Source organism: Dickeya fangzhongdai (assembly GCF_002812485.1).
Classification (GTDB): Bacteria; Pseudomonadota; Gammaproteobacteria; order Enterobacterales; family Enterobacteriaceae; genus Dickeya; species Dickeya fangzhongdai.
Genome location: NZ_CP025003.1, coordinates 1,667,786 through 1,685,152 on the forward strand (window position 1 = coordinate 1,667,786; position 17,367 = coordinate 1,685,152).

A 17,367-nucleotide genomic window follows, 5' to 3' on the forward strand; every position below is an offset into this window, starting at 1 on the left:
GGTCGGAATAAGGCGCATGATTTCATGCCGCCCAGGGCTGACCACGCCTTCGTGTAAGAGGGAATATATGTTAGGGAAAGATATATTGAACCTGAATAATGGGTCGAGTGATATTGCGATTGTCGGAATGGCCAGCCATTTCCCCGATGCCGCCAGCCTGCATGATTTTTGGCGCAATATAAATGGGAAAAGGAGTTCCATTACCGATATCGATACCCTGCCGGGAGACGATTATTGGTATAAAGACGATTTTTATCACCCCGACCCTACGCAGGCGGATAAAACCTACGGCCACAAGGCCGGTTTTATTCAGCCGATTGATTTTGACCCGGTGGAATTTAAGATTCCGCCCGCGATTGTCGACTCTATCGGCACCGCGCAGTTATTTGCGCTGTACGTTGCCAAACAGGCGATGGAGGATGCCGGTCTGGTTGGGGACGGCAGCTCGGTTGACCGCGATCGCATCGGCGTGATTCTGGGCGGGAGCGGTAACGGCAATACCTCATTCTCGTTGGCGGCCCGCCAGCAAGCGCCTTATCTGCGCCGCATCATGGTCAAGTCCGGGCTGTCGGAAGCGGTTGCCAATGAGGTGATTAACCGCGTTCACGACCTGTATCTGGAATGGAATGAAGACAGCTTCCCCGGTTTTCTGGGCAATGTGGCCTGCGGTCGTATCGCTAGCTACTTTGATCTCGGCGGCACCTCCTACATGGTGGATGCGGCCTGCGCCAGTAGCCTGGCCGCTATCAAGTCGGCGGTGGGCGAACTGCAATCCGGCAGTTGCGACGCGGTGCTGACCGGCGGCGTCAATCTGGAGAACTCGGCCTTCTCGTTCCTGTGCTTTAGCAAAACCCCCGCGCTCTCCAAAAGCAACCTGTCGCGCCCGTTCGATCAGCAGTCGGATGGCATCATGCTGGGGGACGGCGTCGGGATGCTGGTGCTAAAACGCCTGGAAGATGCCGAACTGAACGGCGATCGGATCTACGCGGTGCTGAAAGCGGTGGAAGCGTCCAGCGACGGCCGGGCGAAAAGCATCTTCGCGCCGCGTTACGAAGGGCAGGTAAAAGCGATTCATCGCGCCTACCAGCGTGCCGGGATCGCGCCGTCGGATATCCAACTGGTGGAGGCGCACGGTACCGGCACGGCGTCTGGCGATAACACCGAACTGAAAAGCCTCGGCGCGGTGTTCGGCGAGATGGCGCTGGCGCCCAAGTCGATCGCGCTTGGCAGCGTTAAGTCGCAAATCGGTCATACCCGCTGCGCAGCGGGCGCGGCGTCGATGATCAAGGTGGCGATGGCGTTATCCCACAAGGTGCTGCCGCCGACCATCAACGTCGAACAGCCGTGTGACGCGGTGGCCGACAAGCACTCGGCCTTCTATGCCAATACCGATGCGCGCCCCTGGCTGCGTCCGGCGAATAATGCCCCGCGTCGCGCCGCATTGAGCGCTTTTGGATTTGGCGGCACCAACTTCCATGCGGTGCTGGAAGAATATGAGCGCGAGCCGCAGGGGCGCTACCGTCTCAACGACCTGCCCGCCACGCTGCTGTTCCAGGCCGAGACGCCCGATGCGCTGCTGACCGTCTGCCAGGCGGCTGCGGCGCAGGTTGCCGCGTCGTCGCCGGACATCATGTTGCGCGAACACCTCCGACAGCAGGATCCGGAAGCGTTGCCGGCGGAACACGCCAGACTGCTGTTTGTGGTGGAGGATGCCGGACAGGTGGCGTCGTTCCTTGATTCGGCGATCAAACAGCTCTCCCGTCAGCGCGAACAAGGGTGGGAGCATCCGGTCGGTATTTACTATCAGCCGCACGCGAAGGCGACGGCGGGAACGGTAGTCGCGATGTTTCCGGGGCAGGGCTCCCAGTATGTCAACATGGGGCGCGGCGTGGCCGTGGATTTTCCTGAACTGCGCCAGACGCTGGAAACGCTCGATACCCTGGCGCAGGACGACAACCTGCCCGCGCTCTCTCCGGTTATCTACCCGATTCCGGTATTTAACGATATTGAACGGCAGAAGCAGCAGCAACGCCTGACGGAAACCGCCAACGCCCAGCCGGCTATCGGCGCCATCAGCGCCGGTTACTACAATTTGCTGAAGAACATCGGATTCAAAGCGGATTTCTTCTGCGGTCATAGCTACGGCGAGGTTACCGCGCTGTGGGCCGCCGGCGCATTGTCGGACGATGATTTTTACCGGGTGTCGCTGGCTCGCGGGCAAGCGGCGGCGTTAGCCAGCAAGCCGGGGGATAATCAGGATGCCGGCGCGATGCTGGCCGCGTCGCTCAGCGCCGCCGAGCGTGAAGCCATTCTGGCCGCGTATCCGGATATCGTCATCGCCAACGACAACTCGTCTTCTCAGGTGGTATTTGGCGGCGCCAGCGATCAGATCCGCCAATTGCACCAGCAGTTGGAAGCGAAAAAAGTCCATTGCCGCCTGTTGCAGGTCTCGGCCGCGTTTCATACCCGCTACATCGCCGCCGCGGCAACGCCGTTTCGCCAGAAGCTGGCGGCGGTGAGTTTTCAGGCCCCGCACGGCGCGCTGTATTCCACCGCGCTGGCGCAGGCTTATCCCGATACGCCGGCGGCCATCACCGAGGTGCTGGCTAACCAACTGATTCAGCCGGTGCTGTTCCGCCAGACCATCGAAGCCCTCTATCAGCAAGGCGGGCGGCTGTTTATCGAGATTGGCCCGAAAGGCGTTCTTGGCAAACTGGTGGCGGATATTCTCAAGGATCGGCCGCACAGCGTGGTGTCGCTCAACACCAGCGACAAGGGTGAAGAACGCGTACAGCTGTCCCGGGCGATTGCGCGTCTGGTGGCTGAAGGGCTGCCGCTGACCGCTTTCGATCGCTATGCCCGTCCGGCGCCGCTACCGTCGCGTAAACGCAGCAGCGTCAGCGTGCGCTTGAACGGCGGCTTTTTCCTGTCGGCGAAAAACCGCGCCCGTCGCCAGAACGCCCTGCGCGATGGCGATACCCGCGTGGTGGATCAGTTCATCGCCCAGCGCGCCGCCGTTGCTACCCCGTCGAAAGCGGATACCCGTCCCAGCGCCAATGTCAGTCCCAGTACCGATGTGTTAAAGACCGAGGTTTTAAAGGCAGACGTTCTAAAAACAGATGCGTTAAAAACAGCGGCTCCCCAAACAGCGGTGCTACCGACCGAGACGTTGACGACCGGCATCGGCCCGTCGGCAACATCCGTACCCGCCCCCCAGGCGCCTGCTTCAAGGACGCAGGAAACAGGAAAACCATCTTTACCTACCTCAGAGAGAGATACTGTAATGGAAAACAAGGCTCCCTTGACGCACAGTCACGATAACGGCAATTTGCACGGCCTGCTAACTGCCCAGCAGGTGATGAGTCAACTGCATCAGCAATTCCAGACCAACCAGAAGGAGTACATCTCGTTGCTGGAGTCGTTGCTGAACAAGCAGTTCACTTTGCTGGACAAATATCCCGATCACCAGAACCTGCCGCATATGCTGACCAGTCTGGGCCAGAGCGTTCAGTTGCTGAACAAAAATCTGGAGCTGTACCACGCCAATCATGAGCGTTATTTCGCCACCCAGCAGGATCTGTTTGACGTAAACGATAATCACAATGCGGTCTTGCAACCTCGTCGTGCGGTAATTGCCGCGCCAGTATCAGGGAACAACGTCCTGTCCGTCACCGCCGTTCCGGTAACGGCGCCCGCGGTTGCCGCGCCGGTGCCGGCGGCGGTTGTAACGCCGGTTGCACCGGTTGTCGCCAGCGCGCCATCGCTGCCTGTCATCCCCGAGCCGGTGGTGACGGCTAGCCCGGCGCCGGTCGCCGCACCCGCCGCCGCACCGGCTGCGGTTCAGGACAGCGCGCCGGTTGTTGCTGCTGCCGCTGCGCCAGCCGCTAAGGTGCTGACGGCGGAAGAAGAAGAGCAAGTCGCCCGTTTTGAGGCGATCCAGGTGGCAGAGATCACCGCCAAACTGATTGCGATCGTCAGTGACCGCACCGGTTATCCGCAGGACATGATTGACGGCGAGATGGATCTGGAAGCCGATCTGGGCATCGACTCCATCAAGCGTCTGGAAATCTTCGGCGCGATGTTCGATGCCTTCTCCGCTGATGCGGGCGTCTATCACGACGCTTCCAAGAACAAAGATCTGGAAACGCTGGATATCGAAGCCCTCAGCAACATCAACAAAATGTCCGATTTCTTCATGGGCATGATCGCAGAAATTATCGCCGATATTCGCGGCGGCGGAACGCCAGAGGGTGAAACCGAGTCGGCGCGCGAGTTCTTCGTGGAAGACAACCTGCGTGAATCGGAAGCCAAAGACGGCCGCGATACCGGTTCTGAGGCGACGCTGCGTTCGCTGGGCTTTGTCACCACCACCACGGTGGACAATACGGTAAAAAAGCCGCTAGCTGAATCACACGCTACTGGTGTGATTCAGCCGACCACAGCTCAATTCGCCGCGTCTACCGTTGACGCCGCGATCGTCGAAACGCCGGTTGCCGACACGCATGGCGTCGGGCGTTATGACGTCGTTCAACAGCCGTTACCGTTGCCGGATCGCCTGCCGCAGGCGTTTGCGACAGCGCGAACCTGGCTGGTTGTCGACGAAGAGGGGCAAACGCCGACGGCGTTATTGCAGCAACTGGCGCAACACGGTCAGCGTACCGTATGGATGACGGTGTTGCCGGCCGCGCCGAAAGGGAAAAAACGCAAGAAAAGCAGCGCCGCGCTGACTCTGGTCCAGCCGGACGAGGTGGCGCTTGACGACGCCATCACCACGCTGGAGGCGCAGCATGGCGCCATTGGCGGCGTGATTTACCTGCAGGCGGCGCGCCCGGCGGTCAAACAGCTGCGGGACGTGTTCCGGCCGCAGGACTACAGCGCCGTCGAGACGCTGTTCCTGCTGGCCCGCCGCCTGCAACCGTCGCTGACTCAGGCCGACAACGGGTATTTTCTGGTGGCGGCGCGCGGGGACGGTGAACTGGGCACCGCACAGCGTCAGATGCTGCCGGTGGTGACCGGCGGCGTTACCGGCCTGACTAAGGCGCTGAATATCGAATGGAAATCGGTATTTTGCCGCACGGTGGATATCGCCGCGTCGCTGGGCGACGAGGCGGTGGCGCGCATCGTCTGCGAAGAGTTGCAGGATAGCAACCAGACGATCGGCGAGGTCGGTCGGCCCGCGGGCGGCGAGCGCATGACGCTGGCATTACGCCCGGCCGCCGCCGCGCTGACGGCGGGCGAAAGCGCGGTGACGGCACAGGATGTGTTCGTCGTCACCGGCGGCGCCAGAGGCATTACCGCCGGCTGCGTGCAGGCGCTGGCGCAGGGCGTACCCGCCACGTTCATTCTGCTGGGCCGGACCGACATCGACGCGCCCCTGCCGGAATGGGCGGTGGGCGCACAGACGCCGGAGGCCAGGAAGGCCGCGGCCATCGCCAGCCTGCAACAGCAGCATGTGCAGCCGACGCCGGTGAAAATCAGCGCCATGTTGAGCGGACTGGAGCACAACGACGAGGTGCGCCGAACGCTGCTGGCTATCGAACAGCGCGGGGCGAAGGCGGTGTACCGCCAGTGCGATATCACCAACAGGGACCAGCTTGCCGCTATTCTCGCCGACGTCGCGGCGCAGTATGGCGCCGTGACCGGCATCATTCACGGCGCGGGCAATCTGGCTGATAAACGCATCGAGAAGAAGACGCTGGGCGACTTGCGTTCGGTCTTCGACGTCAAGGTGCGCGGGCTGGAAAACCTGTTGCAGGTGGTGGAACCCAGCCAACTGCGCCAGGTAATCCTGTTCTCGTCGGTGTCGGGGTTCTTCGGCAACGCGGGGCAGACCGACTATGCGCTGGCAAACGAGATCCTCAACAAGTTCAGCTGGCTGCCGCTGGCCGGGAAGCATCGTCCGGTATTGCGCGCCATCAACTGGGGACCGTGGGACGGGGGGATGGTCAACGACACCCTGAAGCGGGCTTACGATGCGCAAAACATGATCATCATTCCGGCGGCGGAAGGGTATCGCCGCTTCCTGGATGAGTTCTGCGATGGCGCGACCCGGCAGGTCGCCATTGGCGGCGCCAGTTACCGGGCGGTGCAGACGGTCAAAGCGCTGGGGCCGGGGGAAACGGTACAGCGGCATCTGCTGGCGCAGCATAACCCGTTCCTGCTGCACCATGTCATCAACGATAAGCCGGTACTGCCCGCCACGGCGGCGATTGCCTGGATGTCGCACGTCGCCGCGGAACGTTTCCCCGGCTATCGGGTGACCGCGGTGGACGCCTTTTCGGTACTGAAAGGCATCGTGTTTGACGGTAGCCAGCGCGAGGACTGGCAGGTGCAGTGGCAGCCCACCGCCGGCTATCAGCCGGGCGATGAGGCGCTGGCGCTGGAGATGGTGATTCTCAACGATCACGGCGAGAAACACTATCAGGCGAAACTGACGCTCGGCATCAAGGCGCCGGCTTCGCAACAGCAGCGGGTGACGGTGGATCTGAACCAGCGAATCGGGCTGGAGCAGCCGGTGTACGGCGATATGCGGCAGGGCAGCCTGTTGTTTCACGGCGAAGCGTTCCGCGGCATTCACGAACGGGTAAGCATTGACGATGAAAGCCTGACGCTGTTCTGCCGGCTGCCGGAGGCGACGACCACCGGGCAATTCGCCACCACGGCGTTCGATTTCTTCGTCCATGACGTCGGCCTGCAACTGCCGTTGATGTGGCTGATGCTGCGTTCCGACAAGGCGGGTTTGCCGTCGGCCATTGGCCGCATTGAACATCTTGCGCCGGTACCGGCCGGTGTGCCGTTCTTTGCCTCGATGCGTATCGTTAAACAAACGCTGTCGTCGTTTATTACCGATATCGTCCTGCATGATGAACAGGGGCATATTTACAGCCGGTTAAGTCAGGTGGAATTTACCGCGTCATCAGCATTAAGGAAATTATTCTGCTATTCGCAGGCCGAGAGCGTCATCGCAAATAAATGACCGTTTAATTAAATCGAGCCAACCGGTTCCTGAATAGATGCCCAATAGATTTCGAGTTGCAGCCAAAGCGGCTGCGACTTAAAAGATGAAGGGCATGCGTGAGCATATTCAGGATCCCCGGCTGATATTCAGGAGTGATGTTTTCATGGAACCGATAGCCATCGTTGGGCTGGGATGCCTGTTTCCTGGCGCGGATAACCCTATGGCGTACTGGGAAAACCTATGCCGGCAGAAGGATAGCGCCTCGCCTGTGTCCGAACAGGAGTTGGGAACGTCGCCGGATAATTATTATCATCCGGTGCCAGGCACTGCCGATAAGATTAATTACAATCGCAACGGTTATGTCAGGGATTTTATATTTAATTCTGAGGGGTATTATTTATCGCCCGACGAATTGAATTCTCTGGATGCATTATTTAAATGGACCCTGTATGCCGCAGAACAGGCGCTGAGTCATAGCGGGTATCGCCATAATGAAGCACTCCTGAAAAAGACCGGGTTAATTATCGGTAATATCGGCATGCCGACGCATGCGGTAAAACGTTTGATGACGCCTTTTTATCATCAATTGCTGCAGCCCTATATTCAGACGCTGCTCCATCGCCCGGATTTCCGGTTTGACGCTATCTGGCCGCCGGCCGCGTATGATGACGCCAACCTGATCACCGGCGGCCATAACGCCACCGTGGCGGCGCTGGCGCTGGGGCTGGCCGGGCCGAGCTTCGCCCTCGACGCCGCCTGTTCGTCGGCGCTGTACGCCATCAAACTGGCGTCGGATTATCTGGAAAGCGGCAAGGCCGACCTGATGCTGGCCGGGGCGGTGTGCCACGCCGATCACATTTACATCAATCACGGCTTCAACGTGCTGCAGGCGTTCCCCAAACAGGGGATCTCGATTCCGTTCGACCGCGCCTCGGAAGGGCTGAAAGCCGGCGAGGGCGCCGGTATCGTCGCTCTGAAACGTTACCGCGATGCGGTGCGTGATAACGATACCGTCTACGCGGTGATCGAGTCGGTCGGGCTGTCCAATGACGCCGGCGCCAAGCACATGCTGGTGCCGGATATTCAGGGGCAGCGCACCGCGCTGGCGCGCGCCTATCCGGACGGCGATACCCGCATTGACTATCTGGAATGCCATGCCACCGGCACCCCGGTCGGCGATCAGGTAGAGCTGGCGTCGGTGGAAGGGTTTTTCGCCACCCACGGCGCGCTTCCGCTGATCGGCGCCAACAAGGCCAACAACGGCCACATGCTGACCGCTTCCGGCATGGGCAGCCTGCTGAAGGTGGTGTTGTCCCTTAACCACGGTCAAATCCCCGCGACGCCCGGCGTAACCGAGCTGGTCAACACCCCGGAAGGCAAACTGACGCTGGACCATGTGGTGCGCAGCACCCGCGCGTGGCCCGCCACCGGCAGGCCGAAGCGTGCCGGTATCAACGCCTTTGGCTTCGGCGGGGTTAATGCCCATCTGGTGGTGAGCGAAGACCACGCCGGGTTGCGCGCCCGGCATGCCGCGCCATCTCCGACGGCGCAGGTCCAGCAGCCGCTGGCGTTGGTCGGCATCGGCGTACACCTGGCGCATACCCAGCAGAGCGAACAACTGGCGCAGGCGCTAAAGCAGGGCCGGCAGTTCTTTACCGACCTGCCGCGCACCCGCTGGATCGGCATGGAACAGCGGCCGGACGTGCTGGCGCAGCGCGGGGTGTCTCAGCCGCCGCAGGGCGCTTATATTGAACGTTTCGACTTTGACTGCAAACACTTCAAGCTGCCGCCGAATGTGGTTGGCCCGCACCTGTTGTCGCATCTGTTTCTGCTGCCGGTGGCCGAGCGCGCCTTTCTGGACGCCGGTTATGCGCTGGACGGCAGCCGCCGCAATATCGCGGTGATTGTCGCCGGCGGCGTGGACTACGGCTGTCTGCGCTATCAGGCGCGCAATGAAATCGGCTGGCAACTGGCGCAAAGCCTGCAACGTTGCGGCATCTCGCTGTCTGGCGATGATCAGGCCGCGCTGGAAAGCATCGTGCGCGACGGGCTGTTTCCGGCGCCGTACCCGGAAGGGATTACCGGCGGCATCGGCAATATCGTGGCGTCGCGGCTGGCCGCTCACCTGCGGCTTAACGGGCCGACCTTCTCGTTGTACAGCGAGGAGAGCGCGCCGTTCAAAGCCATCGAACTGGCGCAGTTCATGCTGGCGCGCCAGCAGGTGGACGCGGTGCTGATCGCCAGCTGTAGCTTTGCCGGCGGCGTGGAAAATGTCCTGTGGGACCACCAATCGTTGCAGGCCAATCAGGATGTGGGCGACGGCGGCGGCGTTGTCGTACTCAAACGCGAGCAGGATGCGCTGCGCGACGACACCGCGATTTACGCGCTGGTGGACGGCCTGGCGATCGCCCATGCGCCGAACCGTTCGCTGCCGTTCAAGCCTGCGGTACAGACGCTGGCGGAAAACATGACCGCCGCGCTGGCCGCGGCCGGATGCGACGCGCATCAGGTGGCGTATGTGGAAGCGTACGCCGGCGCCCGTCCCGGCGAGCTGGAGGCCGAGTGCGCGGCGCTGCGTCAGGCTTACCGCACCGAAGATCGTGCCACGCCGCTGACGCTGGGCACGCTGAAAGCGCATTACGGGCATTTGTCCGCCGCCAGCGGGCTGTTGGGGATCATCAAAGCCGCGTTGCAGCTGTCGCAGGCATACCTGCCGGGGGTGCCGGACTTCACGCTGGCCGAGCCGCTGCGCGCCGCCGCCTCTGGGTCAGGGTTACAGGTACCGCGACAGGGGGCTGACTGGCCGACGTCGGCGCAGGGACCGCGTCGGGCGGCCATCAGCCACATCGGCGTCGATCGCGCCTATAGCCATCTGATTCTGCGGGAGCCGACTCAGGGGCGGCGGGCCAGCGCCGGCCATATTGCGTCGCCGGCCAGCGTATCGCTGAATGTGAGCGTCTTTACCGGCCGCGATAAGACGGTGGAAGAGATTGTACTGAGCGAGGCGGCGATCGCTCGTTTTGCCGCGCTGGCGGATAACGCGCCGGTTACCCGGCTGCCGCCCGTCGCGCTGAGCGTCACCTCGCGGGTGCCGCACGACACCGCGCACCAGTGGCGTCACGCTTACACCCAACTGCGTTATCTGACGCTGGAAAACACCTTTCACCGGCTGATCGCCCGCCAGTTGGGCGTCGAGCTGGCGCCGTCCGCGCCGGTGTGCCCGCGCCCGGTGCTGGATTATCAACAGCTGCTGGAACTGACCGACGGCAGCATCGCCCGTGTGCTGGGCGATGCATATCAGGAAGCGGACAGCTACCCGATCCGCACCCGTATGCCGTCGCCGCCTTACCTGTTCGTGTCGCGCATTACCGCGCTGTCGGCGCAAAAGGACCGGTTGGAGCCGGGCTTTATCGAGTGGGAATACGATATTCCCCCCGATGCCTGGTACGTGGTGGACGGCAAGGCCCCGGCGTTTATGTCGCTGGAGTCGTCTCACGCCATGATCGTGGCGTTTACCGTCATCGGCTGCGACATGATGTTCAAGGGGCAACTGTGCTACCGCGCGGTGGACAGCCAGACCACGGTCTACAGCGAGATGCCCGTCGCGGGCGAAACCCTGCGCGGCCGCGTCAACATCACCTCGGTGGTGAAAGCGGGCGGGGTGGTGCTGATCGGTTACGAGTATTTCTGCTACGTCGATGACCGGCTGGTGTTCAAGCTGGTAGCCAACTCCGGTTTCTTCAGCGCCCGCGACATGGCGCGCGCCAAGCATCTGGATACCGCCGCCTACTTCCGCGAGACGATCCCGTCCACGCGGTTTACGCCGCCGCTGCGCTGCGACAAGACCGCGCTGTCGGACCGCGAGGTGTCGGCGCTGTTGCAGGGCGACGTCGCCGCCTGTTTCGGCGCGGCCTACGCCCGGCCGGGAATCGGCCACATCTGCAACCCGCATACCCGCATGCTGGACCGGGTGGTGTCGATGTCACGCGACGGCGGCGCATTCGGGCTGGGCGAGATGCTGGGCGAGGTGGATATCGACCCGGATCACTTTGTGTTCAAAGCACACTTCAAGAATGACCCGGTCATGCCCGGCACCTTCCTGGTGGAAGGGTGCGAGCAGATGGTCAAGGTGTTCCTGCACTATCTGGGGCTTAACTCGCAGCCGCACCTGACGCCGCGCACGCTGTGCGACCACCACTACAGCGCCCGATTCCGCGGTGAAGTGAAGTGCGAGCGCGACGTACTGCGCTACCGGCTGACCTGCAAATCCGTCAACGCCCGCTACGCGGCGGATGGACACACGCTGGAAGACATCGCGCTGACGTTCATTGTGGAAATGCTGTATCGCGGCAATGTCATCGGGCTGTGCGACAACCTCGGCGCCGGATTCAGCCGTGACGCGTCGGACGCCGCCGCCACCCACCCTCACACCACGCCGCTTCAGGTTGACGCGGCCGAACCGATAAGCCAGGGAAGCTGACTATGAGTACACAACACAATACGGCCAGTTCGTCGGCTGTCGCGGGCAAGCCCTTGCTGGGCGGCGAGGCGCTTTACGCGCTGGAAACGCCGCTGGCGGTGGTGGAGTACGACCGCGACGTGCGAATTGAAGCCGGTCATGCCGCGCCGCCAGACGGGCGACTGATTGGCCTGCTGCCGCCGATGGGGGCCGACCGTCTGGGCGACCGGCAGTTCCAGCGCGACTATGGCGTGCGTTTTTCCTACTACGCCGGGGCGATGGCGAACGGCATCCACTCCAGCGACATGGTGGTGGCGCTGGGGCAACAACAGATTCTGGGGATGTTCGGCGCCGGGGGGTTAAGCCTGGAGCGCATCGCCGCCGAGCTGGAGCAGATTCAGCGCCAACTGCCCGCCGGGCCGTTTGGCGTCAACCTGCTGCATAACCCCGGCAACCCGGCGTGGGAGATTGGCTGCGTTACGCTGCTGATCGAACGCCAGGTACGGGTGATCGAAGCTTCGGCCTACATCAACCTGAGCGCCGCGCTGGTGTACTACCGCGCAGCCGGGCTGACGCGCGGGGCTGATGGCCGTATCCAGCCGCGAAACCGCATTATTGCCAAGGTGTCCCGCCGCGAGGTGGCGCAGCACTTCCTGCGCCCGGCGCCGGAAAACCTGCTGAAAAAGCTGCTGGATGACGGGCTGATTACCGCGCAGCAGGCGGAGCTGGCGCGTCAGGTGCCGATGGCGGACGACATCACCGTGGAAGGCGATTCCGGCGGTCATACCGATCAAGGGCTGCTGGCGTGTATTTTCCGCTCGGTGGTGGCGTTGCGCGATGAGATGCAGGCGCAGTGCGCCAGCGGCTGGCGGGTGCGCATCGGCGCGGCCGGCGGCCTCGGCACCCCGCACGCGGTGCTGGCGGCGTTTGCGCTGGGCGCGGCTTACGTGGTGACCGGGTCTGTCAATCAGGCCTGTGTCGAAGCCGGCACCTCGGATGCGGTGAAACAGATGCTGGGCAAGGTACAGATTGGCGATGTCGCTACCGCGCCGTCCGCCGACATGTTCGAGCTGGGCGCCAAAGTGCAGGTGATGAAGCAGGGCAGCATGTACGCGGTGCGCGCCCAGAAGCTGTACGCGCTGTACAAGCAGTACGACCGGCTGGAAGACATCCCCGCCGAGGATGTCGCGCAGATTGAAAAACAGATCTTTCACCAGTCGCTGGCGCAGGTCTGGCAGCAAACGGTGACTTACTTCGAGCGCAATCACCAGCCGCAGGCGATCGTCAAAGCTGAACAACAACCGAAGAAAAAGATGGCGCTGATTTTCCAGTGGTATCTCGGTCAGTCGTCCCGCTGGGCTATCAACAGCGAGCCGTCGCGCCAGCTGGACTATCAGGTCTGGTGCGGGTCGGCGATGGGCGCGCTCAACGAATGGCTGCGCGGCTCGGCGCTGGAAGACGTGGCGCATCGCCGCGTCGGCGACATAGCGGTACTGCTGATGCAGGGCGCCGCTTACCTCAACCGGGTGACCGGGCTGTCGGCGCTGGACATCGCGCTGCCCGACACGCTGCAACGGTGCACCCCCGACGATCTTCAACGCTGTGGCGTCAGCGCCATCGCGGAATCTCAACCGACGCTGTCATTTCAACCACAAACAGGGAGTACCAAGATAATGGATGCGGAAACCAAACTGACGTTAGACCAATCCAAAGAATTCTATAAAAAATGCTGGGAGCTGATCCCGGGCGGGACCCACTACAACTTTGGCGATCCGGAACGCCCGCTGGTGATCCCCTTCAATCGCGGCCGTAATTCGCGGGTGTGGGACCTGGACGGCAACGAGCATCTGGACCTGTTCTGCAAGTTTGGCGCCCTGATTACCGGTCACCATAACGAGGCTTACAACGAGGCCCTGATCAATTACATGCACAAGGTCACTTCGGTCGATACCTGCGATCTGGAAGTGGAGGTGTGCGAAACGCTGATCAAACACATCCCCTGTGCCGATATGGTGCGCTTTTGTCTGAGCGGGACCGAAGCGGTGCAGAACGCGCTGCGTCTGGCGCGCGGCTTTACCGGCAAGACCCGCTTCATCCGTTTCCACGGCCACTATCACGGCAACGCCGACAACATCATGGGCTGGCGCAAAAAGCAGGACCTGAGCTGGCCGGTGCCGGAGCAGTTCAAGGGCGACCTGCTGGATACCTGGGGGCGCGCTCCCGGCGCGATTGAAGACCAATCGTTCATGCTGCCGTGGAACGACATTGATGTGTTGACCGCCACCATCGAGCGCTATCACGGCGAAATCGCCGCGGTGCTGATGGAACCGTTGTGCATCAACGGCGGCGGTATTTTCCCACGCGAAGGCTACCTGGAGAAAGCCAAGGCGCTGTGCGAGAAGTACAACATCGTGCTGATTTTCGACGAGGTGATCACCGGGGTGCGCGTCGGTCTTGGCGGCGCGCAGCAACTGCTCGGCGTCACGCCGCACCTGGCCACCTTCGGCAAAGCGCTGGCCGGCGGCTCCATGCCGGTGTCCGCGATTATGGGCCGTCGCGACATCATGAACCTCTACACCCGCGGCAAGGTGATCCACGCCGGTACCTTCAACGGTTACCCGCTGGGGCTGGCGGCGGTGAAAGCCACCTACGACCTGATCGAACAGGACCCGGGCTGCTATGACCGCATGGCCGACGTGATGCGCCAGATCTCCGGCGCATTCGTCAAAGCCGCCGAAGCCGTGGATTTGCCGCTGGTGATTCAGGGCATGCCGACCGCGCTGGTCTACCACTCGCAGTCCACGCCGGTAGACCGCTCCGAAGGCTACAGCGACAAGGTGAAATTCTGCGACATCATCATCCGCGAAATCTCCAAACGCTATGGCATCCAGTTCTCCCCGCTGTCGCGCATGTACTCCAACCTGCTGATGTCGCAGGACGATGTGCGCTTCTTCGAGGAACGCATTTTTGACGCGATGGAAAACGCCCGCAAGGTCATCGACATCACCTTTAAAGAGGGGGTGGAAGCATGAGCCAGCAGGTCGCGGTTATCACCGGCGCGGCCGGCGGCTTTGGCGCGGCCATCACCCGCACCTTGCTGGATATCGGTTATCAGGTAGCGGCGACGGACATCAGCGCATCACGGCTGGAGCAACTTCACCAACAACTGGGGCAGCCCGAGGGGCTGCACCGGTTCACGATGGATGTCACGCAGTTTGATTCGGTCAACGCCGCGGCGCAAACCATCGCCGGGCAACTGGGATCAACCATCACGGCGCTGGTCAACAACGCCGGGGTGATCGAGCGCAGTTACTGCCTGTCGGCCCGCGGTCTGCGCGATACCGAAAAGGTGATGGCGGTGAACCTGACCGGCGCCTTCAACTGCACCGAAGTGTTCGCACGTTACATGGCGCGCCTGAAGTACGGGCGCATCATCAACATCGCCTCGGTTGCCGGCATCTGGGGCGCGGCGGGCGGTTCAGCCTATGCCGCCTCCAAAGCCGGGCTGATCTCCGCCACCGAGTCCTGGGCGCGAGAGCTGGGGCCGATGAATATCAGCGTCACCGCTATTGCTCCCGGTATCTGCCGCACCGAGATGCTGGCGAAGTTTGTCGACCCGCACATGATTGGCTCGCCGGAGGAAGACAAGATCATCCGCAGCATTGTGCCGGTCGGGCGTTGGGGCACGCCGGACGACGTCGCCGAAGTGGTGGGGTTTCTGGCCAGTTGCAAGACCAACTACCTCAACTCCACGGTGATCCCGCTGGACGGCGGGATGCGGGTCGGGACGCTATAGGCCGGCGTCATACAACCACAAACCACAGTTATGCGTATGTCATGCGCGTGTTTTGACGGCTTTTTTTGATGGGAATAACGGGAGGTCATTTATGTCAGCAGGGAGCGTATCAACAGGGGTCGCGCCAGCGGTAAAAAACCTGTTTCTCACCGGGGCGACCGGTGTGCTGGGCGGGCGGTTATTACTCGAAATCCTGACCGCCACGTCAGCCAATGTGTTTTGTCTGGTGCGCGCGGACTCGGTAGCGCAGGCCAGAGCGCGGTTGGAAAGCGTCCTGTTTTCCTATGACGTCGAGCGGACCTGCGCCGGGCAACTGGAGCGGCTGATTCCGGTGTTGGGGGATGTCGCGCAGGCGCAACTGGGGCTGAACGCGCAGGATTATCAGCGGCTGCAGGCCACGACGGATCGGGTGCTGCACTGTGCGGCCAACGTCAGCCTGGTGGCGTCCTACGGCAAACTGCAGCCGGTCAATGTAAAAGGCACCCAGCAGGTGATTGATTTTTGCCTCGGCGGCGACATTCCGCTGCTGTACGCCTCCAGCTTCAGCGTGGTGGGCGACAAGCTGTATCAGGACGGATTCGAACTACAGGAAACCGACCTCGATTTCGGGCAGAACTACCGCGACATGGACTACGAACGTTCAAAATACGAAGCGGAAAAGGCGGTGCATCAGGCGGGAGAGCGCGGGTTGCGCTGGGCTATCGTGCGCCCCGGCAATATTTGGGGCGACAGCGCCAGCGGCCGTTATCCGCTTAACGAAACCCGCGTCAAAGGCATCTATTACGAGATGATCAAATCGCTGGTGGAAACCGGCCTGACCTTTCGTTCTTCGGAAGATTTCGACATCACGCCGGTAGACTATGTGGCAAAGGCGGCGCTGTACGCCAGCCTGAACAGCGATGACTTTCACGGCAAAACCCTCAATCTGACCAACCCGGAACCGATCACCTACGACGATATCGTGATTGCGCTGCGGGAATTCGGTTACCAACTGGACGTGGTCATCAACGAAGACTACTTCGAAGCCCTGACGCAAAACCGCATGTTGCGCGACGGCAAACCTTATCGTTCTTCGTTCACCGACCTGATGGCGCTGTTTTACAGCAGCGGCGATATCACCGAAAAGGCCAAATACGCCACCCGGCTGACCCGGCAGTGGCTGGCGGGCAGCGGCATTGTCTGCGCCGCCTGCGACCACACATTGCTGTTCCGCTATTTCAATTACCTGATTGAGGAAGGATTTATCGTGCCGCCCGAACAGCAGCGCGTGCGGGCGACGATTGTCGAGCACACCCGCCAGAGCAGTTTCCTTGAACAACTGTTCGATGCCGACCTGCGTTAGTTGCGCGCCCAGTCATTTTATGGAGGAAAGATAAATATGAAGGATTTGACACTGTCGCTGGTCCAGATGGACATCGTGTGGGAGCAGGCGGCGGCTAATCGTCGCCGGGTGGAAAAATTGCTGAAGCAGTGCCAGGGCAGCGACGTGATCGTGCTGCCGGAAATGTTCACCACCGGATTCAGCATGAAGCCCAAAAGCATTGCCGAGCGCATGGAAGGGAAGACCCGGGACTGGATGCAGAAACTGGCCGCCGAATATCAGGCGGCGATAGTCGGCAGCGTGATCATCGAAAACGACGGTCATTACTACAACCGGCTGCTGTGGGTCACCGAAGAGTGTGTGCAGTACTACGACAAGCGGCATCTGTTTACCTATGCGGGCGAGCATCAGGAGTACACCGCCGGCGAAGTACAGAGCATTGTCGACCACAACGGCTGGCGTATTGCGCTGTTCATTTGCTATGACCTGCGTTTCCCGGCCTGGTCGCGCAACCTGAACGGCAAATACGACGCCGCCATTTATATCGCCAACTGGCCGGCCGGTCGTTCCCACCACTGGCAAACCCTGCTGCCGGCCCGCGCCATCGAAAACCAGAGCTACGTGATCGGCGTCAATCGCGTCGGTCAGGACGGTAACCAACTGAACTACAGCGGCAACACCATGCTGGTGGATCCGCTGGGGGAAACCCTGTTGAACGGGGAGCCGCAGGAAGCGGTATTCACCGTCACCCTGTCGCGCGAGCACCTGCACGGCGTCAGAGAACGGTTCCCCTTCCTGAAGGATGCGGATCAATTCGAGTTCAGACAATAACG

General features: G+C 61.7%; 6 protein-coding genes. All 6 read left to right on the forward strand.

Going from position 1 to position 17,367, the window contains the following annotated elements:
- The first annotated feature begins 85 nt into the window (after positions 1 to 85).
- The 6 genes from CVE23_RS07695 to CVE23_RS07720 all read left to right on the forward strand — a co-directional run bounded on the left by CVE23_RS07695 (position 86) and on the right by CVE23_RS07720 (position 17,365).
- Entirely contained in the window at positions 86 to 6,976 is a 6,891-nt protein-coding gene (locus CVE23_RS07695; RefSeq protein WP_225623144.1) for a type I polyketide synthase, read from the forward strand.
- A 145-nt stretch (positions 6,977 to 7,121) separates the two neighbouring features.
- Positions 7,122 to 11,438, forward strand: a complete 4,317-nt coding sequence (locus CVE23_RS07700) for a hotdog fold thioesterase (protein ID WP_100849226.1) — start codon at positions 7,122 to 7,124, stop codon at positions 11,436 to 11,438.
- Positions 11,439 to 11,440: 2 nt separating this feature from the next.
- The gene (locus tag CVE23_RS07705) at positions 11,441 to 14,449 is read left to right on the forward strand and encodes a PfaD family polyunsaturated fatty acid/polyketide biosynthesis protein (RefSeq protein ID WP_100849227.1); all 3,009 of its coding nucleotides are present in this window, start codon (positions 11,441 to 11,443) and stop codon (positions 14,447 to 14,449) included.
- Positions 14,446 to 15,213, forward strand: coding sequence for an SDR family NAD(P)-dependent oxidoreductase (locus CVE23_RS07710; protein ID WP_038660411.1), 768 nt, complete (start codon positions 14,446 to 14,448; stop codon positions 15,211 to 15,213). The genes CVE23_RS07705 and CVE23_RS07710 overlap by 4 nt, the downstream gene beginning before the upstream one ends.
- A gap of 91 nt (positions 15,214 to 15,304) precedes the next feature.
- Positions 15,305 to 16,555, forward strand: coding sequence for an SDR family oxidoreductase (locus CVE23_RS07715; RefSeq protein ID WP_100849228.1), 1,251 nt, complete (start codon positions 15,305 to 15,307; stop codon positions 16,553 to 16,555).
- Positions 16,556 to 16,591: 36 nt separating this feature from the next.
- On the forward strand, positions 16,592 to 17,365 hold the full coding sequence (locus tag CVE23_RS07720; protein WP_038918432.1) for an amidohydrolase: 774 nt from the start codon (positions 16,592 to 16,594) through the stop codon (positions 17,363 to 17,365).
- Positions 17,366 to 17,367: the final 2 nt, after the last annotated feature.

Bases quoted from the DNA above. Each gene is read 5' to 3' on its own strand.
- CVE23_RS07700 (WP_100849226.1), top strand. From the start codon at position 7,122: ATGGAACCGATAGCCATCGTTGGGCTGGGATGCCTGTTTCCTGGCGCG.
- CVE23_RS07705 (WP_100849227.1), top strand. From the start codon at position 11,441: ATGAGTACACAACACAATACGGCCAGTTCGTCGGCTGTCGCGGGCAAG.
- CVE23_RS07710 (WP_038660411.1), top strand. From the start codon at position 14,446: ATGAGCCAGCAGGTCGCGGTTATCACCGGCGCGGCCGGCGGCTTTGGC.
- CVE23_RS07715 (WP_100849228.1), top strand. From the start codon at position 15,305: ATGTCAGCAGGGAGCGTATCAACAGGGGTCGCGCCAGCGGTAAAAAAC.
- CVE23_RS07720 (WP_038918432.1), top strand. From the start codon at position 16,592: ATGAAGGATTTGACACTGTCGCTGGTCCAGATGGACATCGTGTGGGAG.